Origin of the sequence: Paraburkholderia sp. J10-1 (assembly GCF_905220165.1) — a bacterium.
Classification (GTDB): Bacteria; Pseudomonadota; Gammaproteobacteria; order Burkholderiales; family Burkholderiaceae; genus Paraburkholderia.
On record NZ_CAJMYW010000007.1, the window covers coordinates 286,595 to 311,390 of the forward strand.

18 protein-coding genes are annotated in these 24,796 nt (G+C 66.6%); 6 read left to right on the top strand and 12 right to left on the bottom strand.

The window, feature by feature from the left end; genetic code table 11:
• Positions 1 to 84 precede the first annotated feature (84 nt).
• Positions 85 to 939, top strand: coding sequence for an alpha/beta hydrolase (locus U5A65_RS22960; RefSeq protein ID WP_321910100.1), 855 nt, complete (start codon positions 85 to 87; stop codon positions 937 to 939).
• Between the two features lie 24 nt (positions 940 to 963).
• Here U5A65_RS22960 and U5A65_RS22965 read toward each other — a convergent pair whose 3' ends face one another.
• The 5 genes from U5A65_RS22965 to U5A65_RS22985 form a co-directional block, all read right to left on the bottom strand.
• Positions 964 to 2,280 carry a four-carbon acid sugar kinase family protein gene (locus U5A65_RS22965; protein ID WP_321947561.1) on the bottom strand — a complete coding sequence of 439 codons (1,317 nt, stop codon included), beginning with the start codon at positions 2,278 to 2,280 and terminating at the stop codon, positions 964 to 966.
• Entirely contained in the window at positions 2,277 to 3,569 is a 1,293-nt protein-coding gene (locus tag U5A65_RS22970) for a ribulose-bisphosphate carboxylase large subunit family protein (protein ID WP_321947563.1), read from the bottom strand. The genes U5A65_RS22965 and U5A65_RS22970 overlap by 4 nt, the downstream gene beginning before the upstream one ends.
• On the bottom strand, positions 3,566 to 4,105 hold the full coding sequence (locus U5A65_RS22975) for a VOC family protein (protein WP_321910106.1): 540 nt from the start codon (positions 4,103 to 4,105) through the stop codon (positions 3,566 to 3,568). The genes U5A65_RS22970 and U5A65_RS22975 overlap by 4 nt, the downstream gene beginning before the upstream one ends.
• Before the next feature lie 100 nt (positions 4,106 to 4,205).
• Positions 4,206 to 6,107 (bottom strand): TRAP transporter large permease subunit, encoded by a 1,902-nt coding sequence (locus U5A65_RS22980; protein ID WP_321947564.1) that lies wholly within the window; start codon positions 6,105 to 6,107, stop codon positions 4,206 to 4,208.
• A 52-nt stretch (positions 6,108 to 6,159) separates the two neighbouring features.
• A complete protein-coding gene (locus U5A65_RS22985; protein ID WP_321947566.1) occupies positions 6,160 to 7,185 on the bottom strand; it encodes a TRAP transporter substrate-binding protein in 1,026 nt (341 codons plus the stop codon).
• Positions 7,186 to 7,383: 198 nt separating this feature from the next.
• Here U5A65_RS22985 and U5A65_RS22990 point away from each other — a divergent pair, with 198 nt between their 5' ends.
• A complete protein-coding gene (locus tag U5A65_RS22990) occupies positions 7,384 to 8,436 on the top strand; it encodes a LacI family DNA-binding transcriptional regulator (RefSeq protein ID WP_321936547.1) in 1,053 nt (350 codons plus the stop codon).
• Here the strand turns inward: U5A65_RS22990 and U5A65_RS22995 are convergent.
• The 6 genes from U5A65_RS22995 to U5A65_RS23020 all read right to left on the bottom strand — a co-directional run bounded on the left by U5A65_RS22995 (position 8,405) and on the right by U5A65_RS23020 (position 16,871).
• Positions 8,405 to 9,898, bottom strand: a complete 1,494-nt coding sequence (locus U5A65_RS22995) for a cytochrome P450 (RefSeq protein WP_321947568.1) — start codon at positions 9,896 to 9,898, stop codon at positions 8,405 to 8,407. The two genes, U5A65_RS22990 and U5A65_RS22995, sit on opposite strands and share 32 nt — an antisense overlap.
• Positions 9,899 to 9,927: 29 nt before the next feature.
• A complete protein-coding gene (locus tag U5A65_RS23000) occupies positions 9,928 to 10,638 on the bottom strand; it encodes a YceH family protein (RefSeq protein WP_321910117.1) in 711 nt (236 codons plus the stop codon).
• Between the two features lie 96 nt (positions 10,639 to 10,734).
• Positions 10,735 to 13,533: an Hsp70 family protein gene (locus U5A65_RS23005; RefSeq protein WP_321947570.1), complete on the bottom strand. Its 2,799-nt coding sequence runs from the start codon at positions 13,531 to 13,533 to the stop codon at positions 10,735 to 10,737.
• 5 nt (positions 13,534 to 13,538) lie between these two features.
• On the bottom strand, positions 13,539 to 15,383 hold the full coding sequence (locus U5A65_RS23010; protein ID WP_321947572.1) for an Hsp70 family protein: 1,845 nt from the start codon (positions 15,381 to 15,383) through the stop codon (positions 13,539 to 13,541).
• On the bottom strand, positions 15,380 to 15,964 hold the full coding sequence (locus tag U5A65_RS23015) for a DUF2760 domain-containing protein (RefSeq protein ID WP_321910124.1): 585 nt from the start codon (positions 15,962 to 15,964) through the stop codon (positions 15,380 to 15,382). The genes U5A65_RS23010 and U5A65_RS23015 overlap by 4 nt, the downstream gene beginning before the upstream one ends.
• A gap of 397 nt (positions 15,965 to 16,361) precedes the next feature.
• Entirely contained in the window at positions 16,362 to 16,871 is a 510-nt protein-coding gene (locus tag U5A65_RS23020) for a DUF1269 domain-containing protein (RefSeq protein WP_321936552.1), read from the bottom strand.
• 426 nt (positions 16,872 to 17,297) lie between these two features.
• Between U5A65_RS23020 and U5A65_RS23025 the strand changes: the two genes are divergently transcribed.
• The 3 genes from U5A65_RS23025 to U5A65_RS23035 are packed head-to-tail and all read left to right on the top strand — an operon-like array spanning position 17,298 to position 21,158.
• Complete coding sequence (locus tag U5A65_RS23025; RefSeq protein WP_321947574.1) at positions 17,298 to 18,020, top strand: gluconate 2-dehydrogenase subunit 3 family protein; 723 nt, start codon at positions 17,298 to 17,300, stop codon at positions 18,018 to 18,020.
• 3 nt (positions 18,021 to 18,023) lie between these two features.
• A complete protein-coding gene (locus U5A65_RS23030; protein ID WP_321947576.1) occupies positions 18,024 to 19,799 on the top strand; it encodes a GMC family oxidoreductase in 1,776 nt (591 codons plus the stop codon).
• A 15-nt stretch (positions 19,800 to 19,814) separates the two neighbouring features.
• Positions 19,815 to 21,158 carry a c-type cytochrome gene (locus U5A65_RS23035; RefSeq protein ID WP_415765427.1) on the top strand — a complete coding sequence of 448 codons (1,344 nt, stop codon included), beginning with the start codon at positions 19,815 to 19,817 and terminating at the stop codon, positions 21,156 to 21,158.
• Positions 21,159 to 21,224: 66 nt separating this feature from the next.
• Here U5A65_RS23035 and U5A65_RS23040 read toward each other — a convergent pair whose 3' ends face one another.
• Positions 21,225 to 23,150 (bottom strand): potassium transporter Kup, encoded by a 1,926-nt coding sequence (locus U5A65_RS23040; RefSeq protein ID WP_321910130.1) that lies wholly within the window; start codon positions 23,148 to 23,150, stop codon positions 21,225 to 21,227.
• Positions 23,151 to 23,416: 266 nt separating this feature from the next.
• On the opposite strand from U5A65_RS23040, the gene U5A65_RS23045 reads away from it, so the two are divergent.
• Complete coding sequence (locus U5A65_RS23045; protein WP_321947578.1) at positions 23,417 to 24,526, top strand: purine nucleoside permease; 1,110 nt, start codon at positions 23,417 to 23,419, stop codon at positions 24,524 to 24,526.
• Positions 24,527 to 24,796: the final 270 nt, after the last annotated feature.

Sequence of the window (24,796 nt, forward strand, 5' to 3'; positions counted from 1 at the left end):
ACCTTATCGATTCCTTCAGTTTATTGAGTTTCCCTTAATCGTGCGCTTGCGGCAAAGTGACGCTCATACGCTCGGAGCCCCTCCTTGAACCAACGCATCGATCCCTCCCTACTAGCTGCGCCCGACCTGTCGTACGCCACGTTGCACTCGGGCATTGCCCTGCCGTTTCTCGAGCGCGGCGAAGGCGAGCCGCTGCTGTTCGTCCACGGATCGCTCTGTGATTACCGTTACTGGATGCCGCAGCTCAATGGCCTCTCCGAGCATTTCCGCTGCATCGCGCCGAGCCTGAGCCACTACTGGCCCGCTGCTGACGCCTGCATCCAGGGCGACTTCGGTTGGGAAAGCCACGTCACCGAGCTGGCCGATTTCATCACCGCGCTCGGCCTGGAATCGGTGCACCTCGTGGGTCACTCGCGTGGCGGCTGCGTGGCGTGGCATCTCGCGCGCCGCTATCCGCGGCTCGTGCGCACGCTGGTGCTGGCCGACCCGGGCGGCCCGCTCTCGCGCGTGGACAACGACGACGCCGCGCTGCCGCCCGCCACCAACGCGCTGCGCACGCGCGCAGCCGACCTCATCCATGCCGGCGACGTCGAAGCGGGGCTCGAGTTGTTCGTCGACTCCGTGAGCGTGCCGGGCGCCTGGAAGAAGGGCTCGGCGGCGTTTCGCCAGATGGCCATCGCCAACGCCACGACCCTGCCCAAGCAGTTGCAGGACCCGCTGCCGCCCTATGCACCGCGCGCCGCCGGCGAGATCAAGTGCCGCACGCTGCTCATCGACGGCCAGCGCAGCCCGCTCATGTTCCGCAACAACGTCGAAGCGCTCGAAGAGTGGATCGCGTTCGCGCGGCGCGTGACGATCAAGGGCGCCACGCACGGCATGAACGGCACGCACCCCGACCTCTTCAACACTCACGTGCATACCTTCATCACGCAGGGTTGAGACCCGCCTCGCGCGCCGATCGACTCACCCGGCAATCAATCGCTCGAACAGATCGGCGTCACCCATCTGTCCACCCTTGAGCATGAGTTCCAGGCCGTCAAGACGGGCCTCATCGGCGTGAAGGCGGCATAGCGCAACGCCCGGCGCGAGCGACGCGCGATACGAAAGCGCCCGCGCCCCGAGCGCACGCACGGCGAAACTCGACGTATCGCCGCCCGCCACACCCACCCGGCGCACCGGTGCACGCCGCAGCACGCCGTCCAGCAATGCGCCGCATGCAAGCGCCAGCGCGTTTCGCCGGCCTTCGGCAGCCGCTTCGACGCGTGTGCGCTCGGTATAGGCCAGGACGTTGCGTCCCTGTGCAAGCGCAGCCCCAATCACATTGATCTGTTCGCGCAGATACGCCTCGCCTTCTCGTTCGCCGATCATGCGTAAGGGCTCGAGGGGCACGCGCAGGTACGAAATCGCCGCTTCGATCTGGGCTTGCGTGCGCGGTGAAAGGCTCCCCGCCAGCACGAAAACGGGTCCTTGCGCGGGCGCCACCGGCTCGCCGTTGCACGGCGCAGCGCCTGGGCGCGCATCGTCCGCCAGCACCCACGCCTGCGCAACACTGCTGGCCCCAACGGCCAGCAAGGGCCGTTGCGCGGCGCAATCTCGCATCAACCGCCCTATCGCGCGTAAATGCGCTTGATCTTGCACGTCGAACAGCAACGCATCGGGCCTCGGCCCCAACGCCTCTTCAACACGCGCCATCAGCACACGCTCGCCTGACGCATAGGCGCGCCAGTCGACCGATACGACATCCTCCAGGCCTTGAGCACGCAAATGTCGACGTAAATCCGCTTCGTGCATCGGCGTGACCGGGTGCCGGCTCATGGTTGGATGCCGGTCGATGCGATATACCGGCAGGCGGCCGTCCGCCCCCGTCGCCGCAAACAGCTGGCCGAACACGCAGTAACGCTGTAAATCGGGCTGCCCGCCCACCACCATCCGCAACGGGTGCGCGAAATGCGCCCCCAGCGAGCGCACCGCGACGCCAATACTGCCCACCTCCGGCGCGCTGTCGAATGTGGAGCACACCTTGTAGTGCATCACGCGCACGCCTAGCGCGGCAAAGCGCGCGCCCACCGCATCGAGTTCCTGGCGCATGGCCGCCGGCGCCATCGAGCGCGCCGCCCCCGCCACGCCGATCGCATCAAGCGTTCCAGCACGGGCGACACACGAATCATCAGGTATGCGAAGAAATAGCCTCGTGCGCAGGCCCGCCCGTGCGAGATGCGCTAGCGTGTCCGTCGCGCCGGTAAAATCATCGCCATAAAACGCGTAGGCGGGCGCGCTCATCGTCGTGCACCGAAGAACTGCAGCGCGCGCTGCAATGCGGGCCGCTCTCGTGCGTAAGTGTCGACATCGACGCCCGCCTCGATCGCCGCCCAGGCCTCGCGCACGCTCGTCACGCCTGCCGCCGCGCCGTCCGGATGCGCGAGTATGCCGCCACCGCACATGAACAGCAGGTCTGCATTCGGCACCGCGTCGCAGGTCGCGCGCGCGGTGCCCGCCCATTGCCCCGACGAAAACGCGGGCATTACCGCGTCGTCGAACGCGCGCGTGAGCGGCGTCGCGCAGTCGCGGGCCGACTCGACCACCTCCGCATCGCACTGCGCGAATTTTCCGCCGAGTCCGTGCACATGCATATGATCGACGCCCGCGAGCCGCCAAAGTGTTTGATAAGCCTGAAACGATATGCCGAGCGCGGAATCGCGCGACATCATGCCGTAGCCGTTGCGGTGCGCGTGCAGCACGAGCGGCGTGGCCCGGCGCAGCGCCTGGATGGCGGAGAAGCCGCACCAGTTTATGCTCGCCATCACGCACGCGCCCCCTTCGCGCTCCACGAGGTCGGCGTGGCGGCGCATGGCGTCGAGTTCGTCGGTGATATTGAAGGCGATCATCACGTTGCGGCCGGTGCGCTCGCGATAGCGCCTCACTTCGTTCATCACGGCGCGTATGCGCGCTTCGATTGGGGCGTGTGCCGGGTTCGCACACACTTCGTCGTCCTTGATGAAATCGACGCCCGCCTCGCACAGGCCGCGCACGAGCGAGGCGGTCTCCATTGCATCCATGCCGACGTTGGGCTTGATGATGGTGCCGATTACCGGTCCGCGCGTCACGCCGGTCAACTCGCGCGTGCCGCGCACGCCATGGCGCGGCAGTTCGAACCGCGCGCGATAGCCGGCCGGGAGCCTTAGCGAGAGCAGGCGCATGCCGGTCGTTTCGCCGAGATCGTACAAATTGCCCGCTACGGTAGCCGCCAGCGTTGGCAGGTTCGCGCCGATATTCGCAAGAGGAAACGAGAGCGTCACGTGCGCGCGCCGGTACGGTCCGTCCACGCCCTCACGCGCAAGCCATGCGCTCGCGAGGCTCGGTTGCCGCACCGCTTCGATCTCGTCGACTCGCACCACCGTCGCGCGGCTGCGCTCGCGCAGCGCATCGGTTTCGTTGTGCACGCGCACGAACGTGCCGCTCGACTGCTCCCCGGCCATCACGTCGGCCACGCGCGCAGGATCGAGCGGCGTTTCGATCAGGTAGTCGGCTTCGAGACGATCTGCGCCAACGGCTTCGATACCGGCGCTCATAGCGCCGCCAGATCGGGGAACGCGCGCACCGGCTCGCTGCCGTCCCAGCCCGCAGACTGCGCGCGGATGAGATCGAAGAGCTTGCCCTTCGGCCCCGCCACCTCGGAAAGCTCGATCACGGTGCCCGGATGGGTTTGCGTGTCGAAGTAGACGAAGCGCCCGTTGCGCCCCACTTCGCCGCTCATCGCCACCTTGAAGCCCAGACCCTGCAGGCGCTCGAGATCGGCGTCGAAGTTCGTGGTCCAGTAGGCGTTGTGCTGCAGGCCCGTGTGGCCCGCTGCGAGAAAATCGCGGTACATGGAGGGCGCGTCATTGCGCGTCTGGATCAGTTCGACCTGCAATGGCCCTGAGTTCGCGAGCGCCACCGAGTTGTGCACCTCGTAGGCCTCGCCGCGATAGCGGTAATTCTCGATCGGCACGCGTTCGTTGTAGAACCAGGGGCCCACGCCGAGCACGCGGCTCCAGTAGTCCATGGCGGCTTCGATGTCGCGCACGACATAACCGGCCTGCCGAATCTCGCCGAAGAAGCGGCTCATAACACTCTCCACACTGCTGCAAGGATTGAAGGACGAGCGCCACCGAGGCGTTGCGCACTTGCATGCACGACGCCTTCGACAACAGCCCGCAACGGTTGGGTTAGAGAAAGCCGGTGGAAATCCAGGGAATGGCGGCGATCAGCACGAGACCCACGAATAGCGCGCACATATAGCCCACAATCGGTTTGATGCCGGCATCGGGATTGACCTTGCTGATGGCGCACGCCGAGTAGTAGCCCACGCCGAACGGCGGCGAAAAGAGCCCGAGCCCCATCGAGAGAATCACGACGATGGCGTAGTGGATCTCGTTCACGCCCGCCGTGCGCGCAATCGGAAACAGCAGCGGCCCGAACAGCACGATGGCCGGAATGCCTTCGAGCACGCTGCCGAGCAGTGCGAACACAAGAATCGAAACCGCAAGGAATCCATACGATCCGCCGGGCATCGCCCCCATCAGTTGCGCGAGATCCTGTGAGAAGCCCGATTGCGTGAGCGCCCAGGCCATCGCTGTCGCACAGCCGATGATGAAGAGGATTGCGCCCGAAAGCGTGGCGGCGTCCACCAGCATGCGGCCGAGCCGCCGCCATTCGAAGCGCCGGTAGACCAAGAGGCCGATCACCATCGTGTACGCGATGCCGATGGTCGACACTTCGGTCGCGGTCGCCACGCCTTCGACCACGGCGGCGCGAATCACGAACGGCAGCGCGAGCGCGGGCGCGGCGATCACGAGCATGCGGCCAATCTCGCGGCGCGAGAAACGCTGCGCGCCGCTCAGGTCCTCCTTGCGATAGCGCCACGACACCACGGTGCACAGGATCACGGCGAGCAACGCCGCGGGCACCATGCCCGCCGTGAAAAGCGCCGAGATCGACAACCCCGTGACCGAGCCGATCGTGATGAGCACGATGCTCGGCGGAATCGTCTCGCTCTGTGCGCCCGTGGTGGCGAGCAGCGCAACGAGATCGCCCTCGTTTGCGCCGCGCTTTTTCATCTCGGGAAAGAGCACCGGGGCGATGGCGGCCATGTCCGCGACCTTCGAACCGGAAATGCCCGACACCAGATACATCGCGCCGATCAGCACGTACGAGAGGCCGCCATGCAAATGCCCGACCAGCCCCGCGAGAAATTCGATCATCGCTCGCGCCATGCCCGTCATTTCGATCAACAGCCCCAGAAACACGAAGAGCGGCACGGCGAGCAGCACGAGATGCGACATGCCTTCGTCCATGCGGCCGACCATCACTTCCATCGGCGTGAACGTCGTGAGGCTCAGGTAGCCAAAGGTCGCGAGCGCGAACGAAAAGCCGATCGGCACGCCGGAAAAGATGCCGATCGCCACCACGCCCACGAAAAAGATGACGAGGTTGAGCTTGCCGAGCGACTGCAGCCAGGGACCGGCCTGCACCGCCAGCACGCCAATCGCGACGGCGAGCGCCAGCATCGCCAGCACGTCGCGCGCTCGGCCCACCTGCGCAAGCCGAAGCAACCCGACGATCAGCATGAGCGCAGTGCCGATGGGCAGCGCGGCAGCGCGCCAGGCGTCGCTGATCTGCAGTGCCGGGGTCAGGATGGGCACCTCACCCGAGGCAAAATCGAATGCCGGTTGCAGCAGCAGCGCGAGAAACGCGATCGAGGCGCAGATCGCGAAGGTATCGACGAACGCGCGAGCACGCGGCGACAGACGTCCGACGAACGCCGTCATGCGCATATGCTCGCCGCGTCGCAACGCGAGCACCGCGCCCAGCATGGCAAGCCACATGAACAGAATGCCGGTGAGTTCGTCAGACCAGACGAAGGGCGCGTGAAAGGCGTAGCGCGAGATCACGCCGGCAAGCAGCACTACGATCTCCACGGCGAGAAGCGCTGCCGCGCACACCTCCACGAGCGTGACGAGCGCGCGGTCGAACACGCGCAGCGCGCGCCGCCATGCGCTCTTCGAAGCGCTCGCACTGGCGGCCTCCATCGCGTCGGCTTCGGCCGGGTGCAATGCCTGATCGGTCATGATGCTGGGTCCTCGCGCCGTTTCGCGGCTCAATCGTTTCACCACCGCACTCTCACGCGAGCTTGCCCACGGTCTGCTCGAGCAGGTCCCACGCCTGATTGCCGAAGCGGCCCTGCCACTGCGCGTAGAAGCCCGCCTGGCGCAACGCCGTGCGGAACGTCTCGGGCGCGGGCTGGTTGATCGCGAGCCCCTTGCTCTTGAGGTCGGCCACTGCGGCGCCATTGAGCTTCGCCACATCCTGGCGCTGCCTGATCGCCGCCTGGTTGAAAGCGTCGCTCACCACGCCTTGCAGGTCCTTCGGCAAGCGCTGCCAGGCGCGCGGGTTGAGCACGAACCAGTAGCCGTCCCAGATGTGATTGGTCAGCGAGCAATACTTCTGGACTTCGTACAGTTTGGCGACCTGCACGATGGGCAACGGGTTTTCCTGTGCATCGACGATATGCGTCTGCAGCGACGAATACACTTCGCTGAACTGAAGACTTGTAGGCGCGGCGCCGAGTCCCTTGAACATGTCGATGGAAAGCGGGCTCACCGGCACGCGGATCTTGAGCCCCTTCATGCTCTGCGCGCTCGTGATCGGACCGCTGCTCGTGGTGGTCTGACGAAAGCCGTTGTCCCACATTTTCTCGAACGATTCGAGGCCGGCGCGGCGCATCGCGTCGCGAGCGAACGCGCCAAGCGAGCCGTCCATCGCCTTCCATACCTGGTCGTAGTCGCTGAACGCGAAGCCAACGGCATTGATCGCCACCGCGGGCGCGAGCGTCGAAACCACCAGCGACGACGGCGTGAACATTTCGATGCCGCCGCTGCGCACCTGCGCGAGCATGTCGGTGTCGCCGCCAAGCTGGTTGTTCGGGAAGATGCGGATCTCCATGCGCCCCTTCGACGCGTCCTTCACCTGATTCGCCGCTTCCTGCGCGCGAATATTGAGCGGATGTGTGAGCGGCAGGTTATTGCCGTACTTGAAGACGAATTCGGGCGCCGAAGCGGCGCGGACGATGGCGGGAAAGCCGAGTGCGCCGGCCACCGGCGCCGCGGCGGCGGCACGCAGCAACGCGCGCCTCACCTGGTTGGTCATGACGTGTCTCCAAACACTATTGTCGTGTAGATGATGGCCTTGCAAAGTCCATCAAAAACCATCATTCCATCCGCGCTTCGCTTTGCCCTATCATCGTCGTGTGCAGCGGCGCGATAGCTGCAAGACTATGTGGCGCAAGAAACGCTGTCAAATCGCGCAACTGATGGTTTTTGATTGATTTCCGATCGGAACGACGTCATGTCAGAAACGATTTCGCCGCTCGCGGCACGTGCGCGCATACCCGACGTGGCGCGGGCGGCGCGCGTCTCGACCGCCACGGTCGACCGCGTGCTCAACGGCCGCGAGGGCGTGCGCGCCGCTACCGCGCAGCGCGTGCTGCAGGCCGCCGCTCAACTCGGCTACGTGCTCGCGCAGGACGCGCCCGAAGCGCCGTCCGCCCGGCCGCTGCGCATCGCCTTCCTGCTGCCCGCGGGCACGAACCGCTACCTGCGCATGCTCGGCGACTATATCGAATTCGCTCACGAGCAATGGAGCGCGCTCGGCATGAAGTGCCGCGTGCAGTATGTCGAGAGCTTCAACCCGACCGAGCTTGCGCTGCGACTGCTGCAAGCCGGGCAGCGCTCGGACGGCGTGGTATTCATGGCGCTGGAGCATCCCGTGGTGCGCGACGCCGTGAACACGCTTGCCGACCAGGGCGTGCCCGCCATCACCCTCATTTCCGATCTTTCCAACGCACGCCGCCTGGCCTACGTGGGGATCGACAATCGATCGGCGGGACGCACGGCGGGTTTGCTGCTCGGCCGCTTCATGGGCCCGCGCCCAAGCGGCAAGATCGCGATGATCGCGGGCAGCCTCAACTATCGCGGCCATGAGGAACGGGAGATCGGTTTTCTGCATCTCGTCGAATCGATGTTTCCCCAGGTGAGCGTGATCGGCCTGCGCGAAGGCCAGGACGACAGCGAGCGCAACTACGAGCAAACGCGGCGGCTGCTCGAACAGCACCCCGATCTCGCGGGCATCTACAACAGCGGCGGCGGCTCGGACGGCGTGGGCCGCGCGATCGTCGAGGCGAAGTCCGAGCAAAAGATCCTGTTCATCGGGCACGGCCTCACGCCCGACACGCGCGCACTGCTGATCGACGGCACCATGGACGCGCTCATCACGCAAACGCCGCAGTCGATGGTGGGCAACTGTCTGAAGATCTTTCGCAATGTCGCCGCCAAACGCGACGCGCTCGACGCGGTGAAGCCGATTCAGTTCAGCATCGTGCTGCGCGAGAACCTGCCTTAGCGTCCGTACGCCATTCCAGCCGCACCGGCATGCGGTTCGGCACCATCGCGAACGCCGTGATCTCCTCGATCGTCGCGGGATCGACGGCGAGCCTCACCTTGAAGTGGTTGGTCAGCATGGAGAGCACGAGCCGCATTTCCATGGCGGCGAGATGCCGCCCCGGACACACACGCGGCCCCGCGCCGAACTGCACCCATGCGCGCGGATCGTGCACGCGGGCATCGGCATCGGCATCGGCACCCGCATGGCCGCGCAGCCATCGGTCGGGATCGAAGCGCCCGGGCTGTGCGTAGTGGCGCGCGTCGAGCATGGGCGGCCGGGTGAGGAAGAACATCTTCGAACCGGCGGGCAGCGCGACGCCGCCCACCTCCACGTTCTCGACGGGCTCGAACGCCATGATCGCGGCCACGGGGCGAAAGCGCAGCGTTTCGCTGCACACGGCTTCGAACAGGTCGAGGTCCTTCACGAGGCCATAGTCCGGACACACATCGTGTGCGCCCAGCACCGCGCGCGCCTCGCCGGCGAGGCGCTGCTGCAGCGGTTCGTCGGCGCCTAGATAGTAGAGCGACCATGCCAGCGCGTTGGCCGTGGTGTCCTCGCCCGCCAGCAAGAGCGTGAGCACGTTGGCGGCGATGATGTCGTCGGTCACGTCGGAGCCCGGCTCCGAGTCTGGCTGCTCGCGCAGCGCAAGCATCGCTTCGAGCAGATGGCGCGGCGCACGGTCGATTGAGGACGGCTCGTCGCGCATGCGCTCGCGCGAGCGCGCCATCATGCCGCGTATCGTGCGATGCACTTCGGCCAGCGCCCGGTCCGTGCGGCGGTCGCGCGGCAAGCGCACGTAGCGCCAGTACGGAAACGGCGCGTTCACGCGATGCATGAGCGTCGGGAAGATCTGCGCGAGATGCTCCTGGATCACGCCGCGCTCCTGTTCGAGCGTGCGCGGGTCCTCGCCGAACGCGAGCGCGCTCGTCACGTCCACCGTGTAGCGCTTGAGGTCGTCGGTCATCTCGACCACGTCGCCTCGTTCGGCCGCGCGCCGCCAACGGTCGTGCAACCGCGCCGTGATGGCTTGCAGTGTGGGATAGAAGGCGCGAATGTGCGGAACGGAAAGCGCCTGCATCACGAGCCGCCGCTGCGGCTGCCACGCCGCGCCCTCGGCCGAGAACACGCCGTTGCAGCCGATTTCGGCAAGCACGGGTTCGAGCGACGCGTAACGCCGGTAGCGGTGTGGACGCTCGCGCATCACGCTCTGGCTCAGCTCCGCGTCGCTCCATACCGTGACGGGCGTGCCGCAGATCTGGAAGCGATACGGCGTGCCGAGTTCCTGCGCCCAGTGTTCGAGCACGCGATGGAGCCTCGGCGCATTCAGCTGATGGAGGTTGCCGATGAGCGGCAAGCCGCGCGGGCACGGCAGGTCGCGCACCTGGCGCAGGCGCTGGGCGGTGGATGCGGCGGCGTCCATGTAGCGGCGGTGAGGCGGTGAGACGGCGCTCAGTCGAGCGACATCCCCAGTTCGGCGGCCATGCGTGCCACGAGCGCTTGCAGGCGTGCGACTTCGTCGGCGAGACGCTGCTGCTCGGCGCGCACCGCCTCGAAGTCCGCGAGCGAGACGCTCTCGCCGCCTTCCTCGCGAGCCCCGGGTGCGCTCGCTGCCGCAACGGCAAAACTTGCCGTATTCACTTCGCCGCACAGCAAATGCATCCAGCGGCTTTCGCGCTCGCCCGGCGCGCGCGGCAGCTTCACCACGAGCGGCGGCTCGCGCTCGGCCAGTTCTTCCAGGAAGCCTTCGACCGACGACACATCGGCGAACCCGTGCAGGCGCGACGAGTTCAGGCGCAATTCCGCCGCCGTCTGCGCGCCGCGCAGCAGCAGGACCGTGAGGAGCGCCACGGCCTGGCTCGGCACGCCGAGCACGCGGTTCAGGTTGTGCTCGAAGCGCGGCACGCGGCTGCTGCTGCCTTCGAACACGAGGCTCAGCAGCTTGAGGTCTTCGATGGCGGCCAGCACGTCGGCTTCGCTCACGTTCATGACCGGCGTGCGCGCGGTCTTCTGGTTGCAGCCGAGCGTGAGCGCGTTGAGCGAAAGCGGATAGGTGTCGGGCACCGTGTGCTGCTTTTCGACCAGCACGCCGACGATACGCGCCTCGATTGGCGAGAGCGCGCGCAAGGTGCGCGGCGAGGAAGCATCGGCAGGAGAATTCATGGGCAGATCAACCACGCTGTGGTTCATGTTGGAATCAGGCGTTCGATCATACGCGCGCGGCGCTTCTTGCAGAAGCCAGGTGTCGCGCGTGTGGAATCAGCCCGCGATCAGCTTCAACCCCGCCGGCAGCGCCTCGCCGAACACCCGGCCCGTGTCCGCCGTGTCGAGCGCGACGACTTCGCGCACCATCGTCACCCACGTGGGCGGCGCGTTCGCCGACTCCATGCGACGCACCACCGTCTCGCGCAGTTCGGGCGGCAGGTCGCGCGAGCGGTCGCCCGTCATGCGCGCGATCTGCGCCGCGGCGAACATCGCCGGCTCGATCTTTTTCCAGTCGAGCGCCAGGATCGCATCGAGCCAAAGCGCGGCGGTTTCCGGCGGCACCACGCCGTGCGCGCTGCCGTAGAACGGCTGGCGCGCGCCGATCCGGCCCACGGCCCACCACGTCTGATGATTCTCCGAGGGCTTCTGCAGCCGCTGCAACAGCCGCTCGCCGATCTCGATCTTGCGCTCGGCCGCAATCTGCTCGAGCGACGCATAGAGCCGGATCATGTCCGCATGGGCCAGCTTCGCGGGGTCGAACGGCAGCTTGTGGCGCTTCGAGCCGGCCGCCTCTTCGAGGTACGTCATCGCCTCCAGCACCTCGTGCTGCTGCGCCTCGTTCAAGCCGCCCGCCGCGCGCCGCCAGAGCGTCCACCACTCCGACCACACCTGGCCTTCGTTGACAAACTGGATGCCGTCGTCGAAGAGCGTCCAGAGCTGTTCGACGCGCCATTCGTCGAGCGGATAGCCGAAGCCCGGCCGCAAGCTGAAGCCGGCGAGGTTCAGCCACAGGCGTTCGTGATCGGCGGAGCGCCGGCGCTTGCCCGCGCGCTCCCAGAGCGCGCCGAACAGCTCGCGCAGCAGCGGGCCGTCCCAGTTCTGGCGCGGGCCGAGCCGCTCTTCGAGATGCGCGCGCAGGCGCTTCACTTCCTTCGCGTCGACCTTGACGGAGCGTGCGCCGAACACGCGTTCGATTGCTTCGATGGCGTCGTCGAGGCCCGCGTGGCGTGACTCGCCGTTCGCCGTGCCCGCACCACTCTCGTGCTCCGCGCGGCGCAGCGCGAATTCGAGCAGCCAGCGCTGCGAGGCGTCGTCGGTGGCGATGCAGTGCATCTCCAGCGTGCCGACTTCGGTCAGCGCGGTCGTGAGTTTGACGGGGCGCTCGCGCGCCGCCTTCGCATCGCCGCCTGCGGGCACCACCGTCGCGAGCGGCGGCAGGCGCACGAAGTCGCCCGCAGCCAGATCGGCCAACTCGCCGGGCTGCCACGCGGTGTCGGCCACCGTCGATGCGAGGTGGAACTGCACCGGCTGGCCGAGCTGCAATGCGAACGTGCGGTCGTCCAGATGCAGTTCGTGGCCTTCTTCCGTGCCGCGCGGGAGCACGCACACGCCGCGCGGTGCGGCATCGGCGCCCGCGCCTTCGTCGAGCACGAGAAAGTAACTGCGCGGCGAGCCGCCGCCAATGCGCGGCGCGTGGCCCGCGCGTGCGAGCGCATAAGCGACCGCGCCGCGCGCGACGGCCACGTCGGGCTGATCGTTCTGCAGCACGTTGAGCGCCTCGCCACGCCACGCGCCGAGCGTATCGGCCAGACGCTGCGCGAGCGCGCGAGCGCGGAACACGCCGCCGTTGAGCAGCAGCGCGTCGGGCATGGGCAGCGCGGGGTTTTCTGCGCTGGCTGCGCCTGACGCGGCGCCCAGCGCCTCGCGCGACTGCGCGGCGAAGCGCTGCAAAAATGCCGCGATATGGCGCGTGATGGCTGGATCGGCGGCATAGGGCAAGCCGAACTCGACGATCGCCGCGCGCGAGCGGCGCGGCAGGTCGCCGGCAGCGCCCATCGGGAAAAAGCCGTCCACCACGATCTGCGCGACTTCCTCGCGGCCAAGCTGCGTGGTGCGCGCGCCGCCCACGAGACGCGCGCCCGCGCCGAGCAGCGTGATCGGCACCGATTCGGGCGCGCTCGCGTCGAGCAGCTGCTCTTTCGCGACACGGCAGCGCTCCACGAGTTGCGAGAGGCTCGCCGCGCTCAACCGCGTTTGCGCGTTGGCGAGGCGGCTCTCGGCCAGATGCGCGAGCGCGAGGTCCATGTTGTCGCCGCCCAGCATCAGATGATTGCCCACGCCAATGCGCGTGAGCTGCGGCTCGCCGTTCTCGAACTGCACCTTGATGAGCGTGAGGTCGGTCGTGCCGCCGCCCACGTCGCACACCAGCACGAGGCGCGACGCGCCCAGCTGCGCGTCGAGCGTCGCGCGATGGTGATACAGCCAGTCGTAGAACGCGGCTTGCGGCTCTTCTAGCAGACGCAGCGCAGGCAGCCTGGCGAGCCGCGCCGCTTCGAGCGTGAGCGCGCGCGCGCCGTCGTCGAACGACGCGGGCACGGTCAGCACGACGTCCTGATCTTCGAGCGGCGCATGCGGGAAACGATGGTTCCACGCGGCGCGCACATGCGCGAGATAGCTCGCGCTCGCGGCAACCGGCGAAACCTTGGCGACGTCGTCGGGCGCGCCCCACGGCAGGATCGGTGCAAGACGATCCACCGCCGCGTGCGAGAGCCAGCTCTTGGCGCTCGCCACGAGCCGCCCCGGCACCTGCGCGCCGAGCGTGCGCGCGAGGCGGCCGACGACGGCGTCATCGCTTTGCGAAGGCGCGCTCCACGGCAAACGCAAATCGCCAGCCGCAAGTTCGCCCGCCGCCGGGTGATAACGCGCGGAAGGCAACATCTTTTCCGCGCCCACTTCTCCGAGGCCGGTGAGCTGCTCGACGTCGAACACGCGGATCGCGTCGCCGCCGGCCTCCACGTACGCCACGACGGTATTGCTCGTCCCCAGGTCGATGCCGACGACGTATGGCTTCATCGGGCTCAGTCGCCTGCTCCGCCACGCACGTCGAACTCGACCTTCCAGCGCTCGTTCGTGCCGCTCGGCATCGCTTCGAGCTCCAGCGTGCCCGCTTCGGTCACGCGCGCGTGCAGCTTCACGGGCACGACTTCGCCCGGCGTGCGGCCTTCGGTCGGCAGCGTGGCCTGGATTTCCTCCAGTTCCTGCAATTCTTCGGGCGACCAGTAGTCGAGCATCGTGCCGACCTGATCATGACGCCGCACCGAAGAGCCGAAGAAACGGAAGTGCACCGGCTCGCCCACCACGAGGCCGAACTCCTGCGGCGGCAGCGCCGCCTCGGTGCCCTCTTCCATGCCGAAGGGCGCGACGCAGAGTGCCGAAACCGGCGGCTCGAGCCCCGGCACGGCCGGCATGGCCGATTCGACCGCCACGTAGTACGCGCGCGCCGTGCCGCCGCGAATGCGCACGCCTTTGCCGCGCTTCACATAGCCGTAATAGGCTGCGCCGCGCGCCACCGCGAGGTCGAGATCCGCACCGCCCAGCAGACGGGCGGGCGCAGCGCCCTCGGCCGCGAGCCAGCCGCCCAGGATATCGAGCACGCGTTGCGAGAGCAGCGGCGACTTGAATACGCCGCCGTTGAAGAGCACCGCGGTGGGATGCAGGAAGGTGGCGCCCGCAGGCGGCGCGCCAAAGCCTTCGAGTTCCGCGAGCGCCTGCACCTGGCGGCCGAGGAAGGCCGCGAGATGGCGCGTCACGCCCGCGTCCTGCGCATACGGCAGGCCAAGCTGCGTGAGACCCACGCGCGTACGCACAGCCGGGCGCGCGGCGGCGTCCACTTGCGGGAAGAAGCCTTCGAGGATGATCTGCGTGAGTTCGTCACGCGTGAGTTCCGTGCGGATCGACCCGCCGATCAGCTTCGAGCCGCGGCTCGGCACGACGATCGGCACCGTATCGACGGAAGCGTCGGAGAGCAGCGTTTCCTTCGCCGAGCGGCACGCATAGGTCAGCGCGCGCAGCTGCCACGGGTCCGCTTGCGTGCCCTGGGTCGCGAGCTTGCGCGCGACCACATGCGCGAGCGCGAGGTCCATGTTGTCGCCGCCGAGCAGAATGTGCTCGCCCACGGCTACGCGGTGCAGTTCGAGATTGCCTTCGCGCTCGACCACGGCGATCAGCGAAAGGTCGGTCGTGCCGCCGCCCACATCCACCACGAGGATGATGTCGCCGACCTTCACTTCCTTGCGCCACGCGCCGCCGCTCTTCTGGATCCAGCTATAGAGCGCGGCTTGCGGCTCCTCCAGCAGCGTCATGTTCGCGTAGCCCGCCGCCTGCGCGGCTTCCGCCGTCAGTTCGCGCGCGGCGGGGTCGAACGAGGCCGGAATCGTGACGGTGATCTCCTGCTCGCCGAACGGCGCCTCGGGATGCGCGTGGTCCCATGCCTCGCGCAGGTGCGTGAGATAGCGCACCGAGCTTTCGAGCGGCGACACACGCGCGACTTCAGGCGGCGCGTCGTTGGGCAGAATGGCCGCGCGGCGATCCACGCCGGGGTGGCACAACCAGCTCTTCGCGCTCGACACGAGGCGGATCGGCGTGCCCGCGCCACGGCTGCGCGCAAGCTCGCCCACGGCGTACTCGCGTGTGGTGGTCCACGGCAGCGTGAGGTCGCCCGGCGTCAGCTCGCCCGCATGCGGCAAGTAGAGAAACGAAGGCAGCAGGTCGGGCGATTCCAGCGTGCCCGGCGCAGTAAGCTGGGTCACGTTCAGCACGCCCTGCTGGGTCTTTTCGCCATCGCTGGCGGCGAGGTCGACGTAGGACAACGCGCAATGCGTCGTGCCCAGATCGACCCCAATCGAATATCGCGGATCGCTCACAGCTCCACCTCCGCCGGCGCGATGATCCGCGCGTCGTGCGTCTTGACGAGCTGCGGCAGCTTGACTTCCTCGACGCGCCAGCCGCGATGCGTGAGGCTGCCGCTGAACGGGGCCTCGCCGACCACGTTGCCGGTGAGGCGCACGGCGGCGGCGTCGAAGCCGGCCGGCAGCGTCACGCGCGAGCCTTCGGACTCGCTGCGCACCGGGCGGATCGAGAAGTGGTCGCGCAGCGTGGCGCGGCAGCCTTCGTGGACGATGCGGGCGGCGGCGCCGATATCCGCATCGGCGTAACCGGCAATGTCTTCCTCGACAAAATCGACGAAGCGCGCGTTGCGCTGGAGCAGGCCGAGCAGTTGCAACGCGGCGTCGGGCGTCGCTTCCTTGATGACGGTGGGTGCGGGCGCGGGCGCCGGCTTCGCGACCGGAGCCGCGGCGGGCACAGGCGCGGCGGCGGCCGGGGCCAGCCCGCCCTCACGCAGACGGCGCACGTTGGCGGCAAGTTCGCCGTCGCCGAGGATCGCGAAGAACGATCCCAGCGCGACCGAAAGGCGGCCGAAGAAAGACAGATTCGATTCGGGCATGTAGACGACTCCAATATCGCTTGAGGGCTCGCGGGCAACGCGAGCCGACCTGCCGGGCTCGCAACGAGGCCCGATCGATGCCTGGAAGGAGGCGGCCGGCAGGGGAAACTCGAGCCCGGCGCGGGCTCAAAACCCGTATTTTGCCTTGTCGCGGGCGCAAGCCGGTCAAAATGCGGGATTTGGCGGGGGAATGGCGTGTCCGGCGCGGCGCGCCGGGCTTTGACGCAGGCAGTCGCCTGGCGATACGGCGGGCAATGCGCACGGGCAGCGCGGCGCAATCCCGGCTGTCAAACGGTGAGCGGTACGGCCCTCAAATGGCGCGTCAGCGCTGATAAATGGGGCGCGCACGCGGTCAGGCCCGCGCCGCAGCCGCATCACGCCTTACGGTCCGGCGCATTCAGGGAAAGATCGGCGTCGTGGCTTCCGCGCCTTCCACATCGGCGCGCGGCACATGCTGGGCGATGCTCGCCTCGATCTCGGCTTCGCGCGAGCCGGGCACGTCGGCCATGACCAGCAACTGACCGTCCTCGATCGGACGGTTAAAGCGCGTCAGCGTCGTGTTCGGCTCGTCCACGCCAATCATGCCGGCCGCCCACGCGCCGAATATCGCGCCGGCAATCGTCAACGCAACGACCACGCCGCCCGTGATATCGAAGTTCTCGAACGGAAACATCAGCGCCACGAGGCCAACGACGGCGCCGGTCGCAGCGCCGAACATCACGCCGCGCTCCAGTGCGTGCACGATGTCGCTGCGCTGCAGCAGCGAAGCCTCGGGCAAGCGCTCGAGGCCCACGCTGTGATTGGCGAGCACATGAATATGACGCCACGTGATGCGCGCGCGCAGCAGATCGTCGACGATCTGCTGCGCCGTGGTCGTGTCGGGAGCGAGGAAATAGAGGCGTCTCATGATGCCCTCCTTCGGTCATGCAGCGACACGCTAGCGACCCGCTCGCTGCCACATGACTACGATGCGATTCCGATCATCCTACGCCTGAGTTTCTGTCAGCGCGACAGTCTGACGCCGATTTCCATTCGGTTTGCCGCCGCTCTCTGCGTTTTGATTCTTTTGCATTTCGCTGAAGGTCTGCACGAGGCGATCCGCTTCCCGACAAGCGCGGAGCCACGGGAACTTGTCACGCATCAATCGAATCGCTTGCATCCACAGCGCAAGTCTGAACCGCCCGCATTGGCAACCGACCTTGCGTACGCAAAAAGTCCCGCAAAAACAGCGCATTTTCTCAACGAAAGGGCCTTATCTCGATAACGCGATCCTGAAAACAAGACGTATCTGTTCCTCCTACCATCGCTCACCTCAAATCGAGGGGAACAGCCTATGTCCACCGAACAGGATCCGCGCCGCCAATTCCTGCGGCGCATGCTCGCCGTCGTGCCGACCGCATCCCTTGCAACGGGAGCCGCGCTCTCGCAGTCCGCCTGCAAGCCGGCCTCCGCGCCGTCGGCGGCCGCGCCGCCGCCCTACCAGCCCGACTATTTCACGGCAGACGAATGGCGCTTTCTGCAAGCCGCCGTCGAGCGCCTGATTCCTTCCGACCACCTGGGGCCAGGCGCGCTCGAAGCGGGCGTGCCGGAATTCATCGACCGCCAGATGGAAACGCCATGGGGCCACGGCAAGCTCTGGTACATGCAGGGGCCGTTTCACGTGAGCGAAGCGCCGGAACTCGGCTACCAGTTGAATCTCGCGCCGCGCGACGTGTACCGGCATGGCATCAAGGCCTGCGACGCGTGGTGCCGCCAGCATTACAGCGGCAAATCATTCGTATCCCTGAGCAACGCCGAACAGGAGGCCGTGCTCCAGACCATGGAGCACGGCAAAGCCAACTTCGACTCCGTTCCAGCCAGCACGTTCTTCGGCTTTCTCCTCGCGAACACGAAAGAAGGCTTTTTCGCCGATCCCATTTATGGCGGAAACAAAAAAATGGCGGGCTGGAAAACGATCGGCTTTCCCGGCGCCCGCGCCGATTTTGCCGACTGGATCGACCAACCGGGCGTGAAGTACCCGTATGGCCCGGTATCTATCGACGGAAGCAGAGGCTGATCGATGACCATCAAAATGAACAAGGTTGATTGCGTGATCGTCGGGTTCGGCTGGACCGGTGCGATTCTCGCCCAGGAACTCACGCAAGCCGGCCTGAAGGTCGTGGCGCTCGAACGCGGCGCGATGCGCGACACGCCCACCGACGCGAAATATCCGCAGGTCGCCGACGAACTCAAATACGCCGTGCGCGGCAAGCTGTTTCAGGACCTTTCGCGCGAAACGGTCACGATTCGCCACGGCGTGAACGATCTCGCGGTGCCCTACCGCCAGCATGGTTCCTTTCTGCTCGGCAACGGCGTGGGCGGCGCGGGCTTCCACTGGAACGGCATGCACTACCGCGTCCTGCCCGAAGAGCTGCAGCTGCGTTCGACCTACGAAGCGCGCTACGGCAAACGCTTCATCCCGGAAGGCATGCAGGTGCAGGACTTCGGCGTGACCTACGACGAACTCGAACCGCATTTCGATTTCGCGGAGAAAGTGTTCGGCACCTCGGGCAAAGCCGGCAATCTCCAGGGGCAGATCCGGTTCGGCGGCAATCCGCTCGAAGGCCCGCGCAGCAGCGAGTACCCAACGCCGCCGCTCAAGAACACGCTCGGCGCGCAACTGTTCGAACTGGCGGCGCGCGAGGCGGGCTTCAATCCGTACCCGGCGCCTGCCGCAAACGCTTCGCAGGCCTATACGAATCCCTACGGCGTGCGGCTCGGCCCGTGCAACTTCTGCGGCTACTGCGAGGACTTCGGCTGCTTCATGTACTCGAAGGCCTCGCCGCAGACCACCATTCTTCCGGCTTTGCTCAAGAAGCCGAACTTCGAGTTGCGCACGAATTCATATGTGACGAAGGTGCTGCTCGACAGCAGCCGCGAGCGCGCCGTGGGCGTGAGTTACGTCGACGCACAGGGCCGCGAGGTCGAACAACCGGCCGACCTCGTGATCGTCGCAGCGTTCCAGATGCACAACGTGCGCCTGCTGCTGCTCTCGGGCATAGGCAAGCCGTACGACCCGACGACGGGTCAAGGCGTGGTGGGCCGCAACTACGCGTACCAGATGAACGGCGCCGTCAACGTGCTGCTGCCCAAAGAAACCCTGCTCAATCCGTTCATCGGCTCGGGCGCGGGCGCGGTGGCGCTCGACGACCTCAACGGCGACCAGTTCGACCACGGTCATCTGGGCTTTCTCGGCGGCGCGAGCGTGCGCCACGCGCGCACGGGCGGCCGGCCGATTGGCCAGGCCTCCATCGTGCCCGGCACCCCCGCCTGGGGCGGCCAATGGAAGGCCGGCGTGGTCGATGCGTATCAGCGCTTCCTGAGCATCGGCATTTCCGGCTCGGTCATGCCGTACCGCGACGCGTACCTCGACCTCGACCCGACCTACCGCGACGCCCACGGACTGCCGCTCCTGCGCATGACGTTCGACTGGCACGACAACGAATACCGCATGCTCGACTACGTAGGCACGCGCGTGGAGGAGGTGGCGAAGGCCATGAAGCACGACGCGTATTACCGCGCGATCCGCAAGCCCGGCGACCACTACGACACGCGCCTCTATCAGTCGACACACACGACCGGCGGCGCCGTCATGGGCGCATCGCCGCAAACGAGCGTGGTCAACAAGTATCTGCAGAGCTGGGACGTGCACAACGTGTTCGTGATGGGCGCTTCGGCGTTTCCCCAGAACATGGGCTATAACCCGACCGGGCTCGTGGCGGCGCTCGCGTATCACGCGGCGAAAGCGATCCGCGAGCAGTACCTGAAGCAGCCCGCGCCGCTCGTTCAGGCGTAAGGAGGAATTCCCCTGATGAGGATGACGAAATACTCGCGTGCCGTGCTGGCATGGGCCGCACTGGCGCTGTCCGGCTGGTTCTCGCACGCGCTGGCGGACGATCGCACCACCACGCAGCAAGCCAGCGCCAACGCGGCGCTCCCCGCGTTGATCGAAAAGGGCCGCTACCTCGCCACCGTGGCCGACTGCACGGCCTGCCACACGGCAAAGGGCGGCAAGCCGTTCGCGGGCGGTGTCGGCATTGCCTCGCCCATCGGCACGATCTACTCGACCAACATCACGCCCGACAAGCGCACCGGCATCGGCGAGTACACGCTGCGCGACTTCGATCGCGCGGTGCGGCGCGGCATTGCCAGGAGCGGCACGACGCTCTACCCCGCCATGCCTTATGTGTCGTACGCCAAAACGACGCCCGAAGACATCGAGGCGCTTTATGCGTATTTCACGCATGCGGTCGCGCCCGTCGAGCAGGCCAATCGCGCAGAAGGCATTCCCTGGCCTCTCTCGATGCGCTGGCCGTTGCGCTTCTGGCGCATGATGTTCGCCCCCACGCCGGTGACCGCCAACGCGTCGGCCAGCGCAGACCCCGCGCTGCGCGGAAGCTATCTGGTCGAGGGACTCGCACACTGCGGCGCGTGCCACACACCGCGCGGTTTTGGCCTCCAGGAGCAGGCGCTGAGCGACAACAAGAACGTCTATCTCTCAGGCGGCGTGGTGGACGGCTATCTCGCGAAAAACCTGCGCGGTGACGCGAGGAACGGCCTCGGCACGTGGAGCGAAAGCGACATCGTGGCGTTTCTGAAGCAAGGGCGATCCGACGATGCGGCAGCGTTCGGCGGCATGGTCGATGTCGTCCAGCACAGCACGCAGTACATGAGCGACGCCGACCTCGGCGCGATTGCGGCCTACCTCAAGACGCTCTCTCCCGTCGATCCGAACGGCGACGCGCTCAGACCCGACCCGAGCGCCGCGGCCGCCTTGCGCGCCGGCACGGACCGCAGCAACGGCGCGCTCACGTTCGTCGACAACTGCGCGGCCTGCCATCGCACGACCGGCGCCGGCTACGACGCAACGTTCCCGAGGCTCGCCAGAAGCTCGGTGGTCAACAGCGACAATCCGGCCTCGCTGATCCGCATCGTGCTCAAGGGCGGCCAGATGCCGTGGACGAACGCCGCGCCCACGCACTACGCCATGCCCGGCTTCGCGCAGCGCCTCACCGACCGCGATATCGCCGACGTGCTGAGCTTCGTGCGTTCGAGCTGGGGCAATCACGCGCCGGCCGTGTCGGCCGCCGACGTGGCGAAGGCTCGCAAGGCCGCGCAGGCAGGACCGCAACCGTCGCGCGCCGAAAACCCGTAAGCGCCGCGCACGCGCCGGGACGGCGCCAGGGCCCGTTCACCTGCCTAACGAGCTTGCGAACGTGACCTAGATCTCGACGCGCGCGCCGACCTCGATTACGCGATTGGCCGGCAGCTTGAAGAACGCCGCGATATTCCCGACGTTGTGCAGCATCACCGCGAAAAGACGCTCACGCCAGATCGACATGCCATGGCCGCGCTTGGGCACCACCACCGCGCGGCTCAGGAACCACGACGTTTCGTCGAGATCGAAGGTCAACTCCGCGGACTTGAACGCGGCAAGCGTGCATGGCAGGTCCACTTCGTCCTTGAACCCATAGTTGACGACGACGTGATAGCAGCCCGGGCAAAGCAGTTCGACCTTCACGCGTTCGCTTTCTGCCACCCATGGCACGTCTTTTGTCACGACGCTCAGGAATACTACGCGTTCGTGCAGCACCCGGTTGTGCCGCAAATTGTTGACGAGCGCATGCGGTACGGCATTGGCATTCGGCGTGAGAAAGATCGCCGTGCCGCCCACGCGCACGGGGTTGCTCTCCAGCAGCGTTGTAAGATAGGGCTTGAGGGGCTTCTTGCCGGCGCGTACGCGCGCCTCGGCCATCATCATTTCCCAGCCCTTTCCCCAGGTCGCCATGATCGTGAACATCAGGGCGCCGATGACGAGCGGGAACCAGCCGCCGTCCACGATCTTGAGCAGGTTGGCCGAGAAGAACATGGCGTCGATCACGAAGAAGAACGCCGTGGCGAACAGGCACAGCGCCCAGTTGTAATGCCACGCGTAACGCACGACGAAGAAAGTGAGGAACGTCGTGATGAGCATCGTGCCGGTCACGGCAATGCCGTAAGCGGAGCCGAGCGCCGTGGACGAACGGAACCCCACCACCGCCGCCACTACGGCCACGAGCAGAATCCAGTTGATACCGGGCACGTAGATCTGCCCGATCTCGCGCTCGGACGTGTGCACGATGTTCATGCGCGGCAGGAAGGAGAGTTGCATGGCCTGCATCGCCATGGAATAGGTACCCGAAATAACGGCCTGCGAAGCAATGACGGTGGCAACCGTGGCGAGCACGATCATCGGCACGATGGACCATTGCGGGAAGAGCCGGTAGAACGGGCTTTGCACCGCGCCGGGGTTCGCCAGCAGCAGCGCGCCCTGCCCGAGATAGTTGAGCGCGAGCGCAGGAAACACGATGCCGAACCACGTGAGGCGAATAGGCTGCTTGCCGAAGTGGCCCATGTCGGCGTAGAGCGCCTCGGCGCCCGTGAGCGAGAGCACGACCGCGCCCAGCGCGACAAAGGCGAGCCAGCGGTGATGCAGACAGAACGCGAGGCCCTCGCGCGGATCGAGCGCGAACAGCACCGCCGGCGCTGAGGCGATGTTGGCCACGCCCGCCACGGCGATCACGGCGAACCAGAGCACCATGACCGGGCCGAACACGGCGCCGATGCCGCCCGTGCCGTGCTTTTGCGTGAGGAACAGCACGACGATCGCCACAAGCGTCACCGGAATCACATAGGTCTTGAGCGCGGGCTCGGCCACTTCGAGGCCTTCCACGGCGCTCAGCACCGAGATGGCCGGCGTGATCACGCTGTCGCCGAAGAAGAGCGCCGCGCCCATCACGCCGATCACGAGCAGCGTGTTACGCAGATGCGGCCGCGAGGCGACCGAGGAAGCCGCGAGCGCGAGCAGCGCCATGATGCCGCCCTCGCCGTGATTGTTCGCGCGCAGGATGAGCGCGACGTACTTGAGCGACACGACGATCATGAGCGACCAGAAGATCAGCGACACGATGCCTACGATATTGAAAGCATTGACCGCGAGGCCGTTGGCGGGATCGAACACGGTGGCGAGCGTGTAGAGCGGGCTCGTGCCGATGTCGCCATAGACCACGCCGAGCGCGGCGAGAGCGAGCGCGGGAAGCGCCGGGCGATGCGGGCCGGAGTCGCCAAGGCGCTCGTGCGCGTGCCCCGCGGATGCGGAATGTCCCATGTCTCCCTCCTCGTGGCGGCCGCATGCGGGCCGGGGGGCCGCGCGGCCTTGTCGCCTCGCTTATCGCTTGGTTTGTGGCCTGGTTTGTCGCTTCGTCTGTCGCTTCGTATTGGCGCGGCGGCCCCTGCTGGGCGCGCTAGTCGAAGTATAGGAATTTCGGGCAAAAATGCGCCGCGCGTGGCGCCGTGCTTTCGCAGAACTGTCATAGTCGAGCGTATTTTCCTGACCATTCGCCCGGTACGCACACAACCCAAAGGACTTGCACAATGCGAACCCGCCTCACGTTGCTCTGCGCCGCGCCGTTGCTCGCTGCCTGCGCGTTGCAGCCTCTTTCCACGCAACAGGACGCAGGAACGCTTTCTGCGCCAACCGCGGCTTTCGCGCAGGGCGGCGCCACCGCGCACGGCCGTGCCGTGAAAGTCATGATCGTGACGATGTTCGCGCCCGAAGCGAAGACATGGCTGGAGCGCCTCGGTCCCTGGGAGTCCGTGACGATCGCGGGCCTCTCGCCCGACTATCCCAAGGTGCAATGCAATACCGACGACGTATGCGTGATGACAACCGGCATGGGCCACGCGAACGCTGCTGCCTCGACCATGGCCCTCGCCTTTGCGCCTCAGTTCGACCTGCGCAAGACTTACTTTCTCATCGCGGGCATTGCGGGCGTGAACCCCGAGCACGGCACGATCGGCTCGGCGGCCTGGTCGGACTGGCTCGTCGATTTCGGCCTGCAGTGGGAAATAGACGGCGACGGCCGCCCGCGCAACTGGCGCACCGGGTATCTCGGCATCAATACGAAAAGTCCCGACGAAAAGCCCGCGCTCGACTACCGCACCGAGGTGTTCCGCCTGAACCCGCGGCTGACCGAGGCCGCCTGGGCCATCTCGCACGACGTGACGCTCGCCGATAACGCGCAGGCTCAGGCCGCGCGCGCGAAATATGCTTATGCACCCGCGAACCGGCCGCCCACCGTGATCCGCTGCGATTCGGTCGCCGACGACACCTGGTGGTCGGGCAAGGCGCTCGGCGCGAGGGCAAGCGAGTTCACGCGTCAATTGACCGGCGGACAAGGCGTGTACTGCATGACGCAGCAGGAGGACAACGCCACGTTCGAAGCACTCAGGCGCGCAGCGCGTGCGCAACGCGTGGACCTCGATCGCGTAGCCGTGCTGCGCGCAGGCTCGGATTTCGATCGTCCGTATGCGGGTGAATCGAATGCGGCAAATCTACTGAACTATGCAAGCCAGGGTGGCTTCGCACCCGCGTTGGAAAACCTCTATCGCGCGGGCCATCCGCTCGTGCAGACCATCGTCGCGCATTGGAGCGAATGGCAGAATGGCGTTCCTCCAAGCCCTTCTCAAGCCGCACCTCGTTAACGGCGCCACGCCCTGTCCCCGCTTTGCCGCGTAGCATCCTTGTGAGGAATACAGATGATCGATGCATGGCGTTATCCGGCACGCATCGCCTATTCGCAAAGCAATTACAGCGCACGATCGTTCATACGCATGGCGCATGCGAATGCGGGATTTCCGCTACTGAAATCCTCCTTTGACCGGATAGCTTTATCGCGGCATCTATGCCAGATTAGGTCTCACTCATTTTGAGCGCAGCGCAGGGGTCGCGAAGCGATGCGCCATGATTCACGG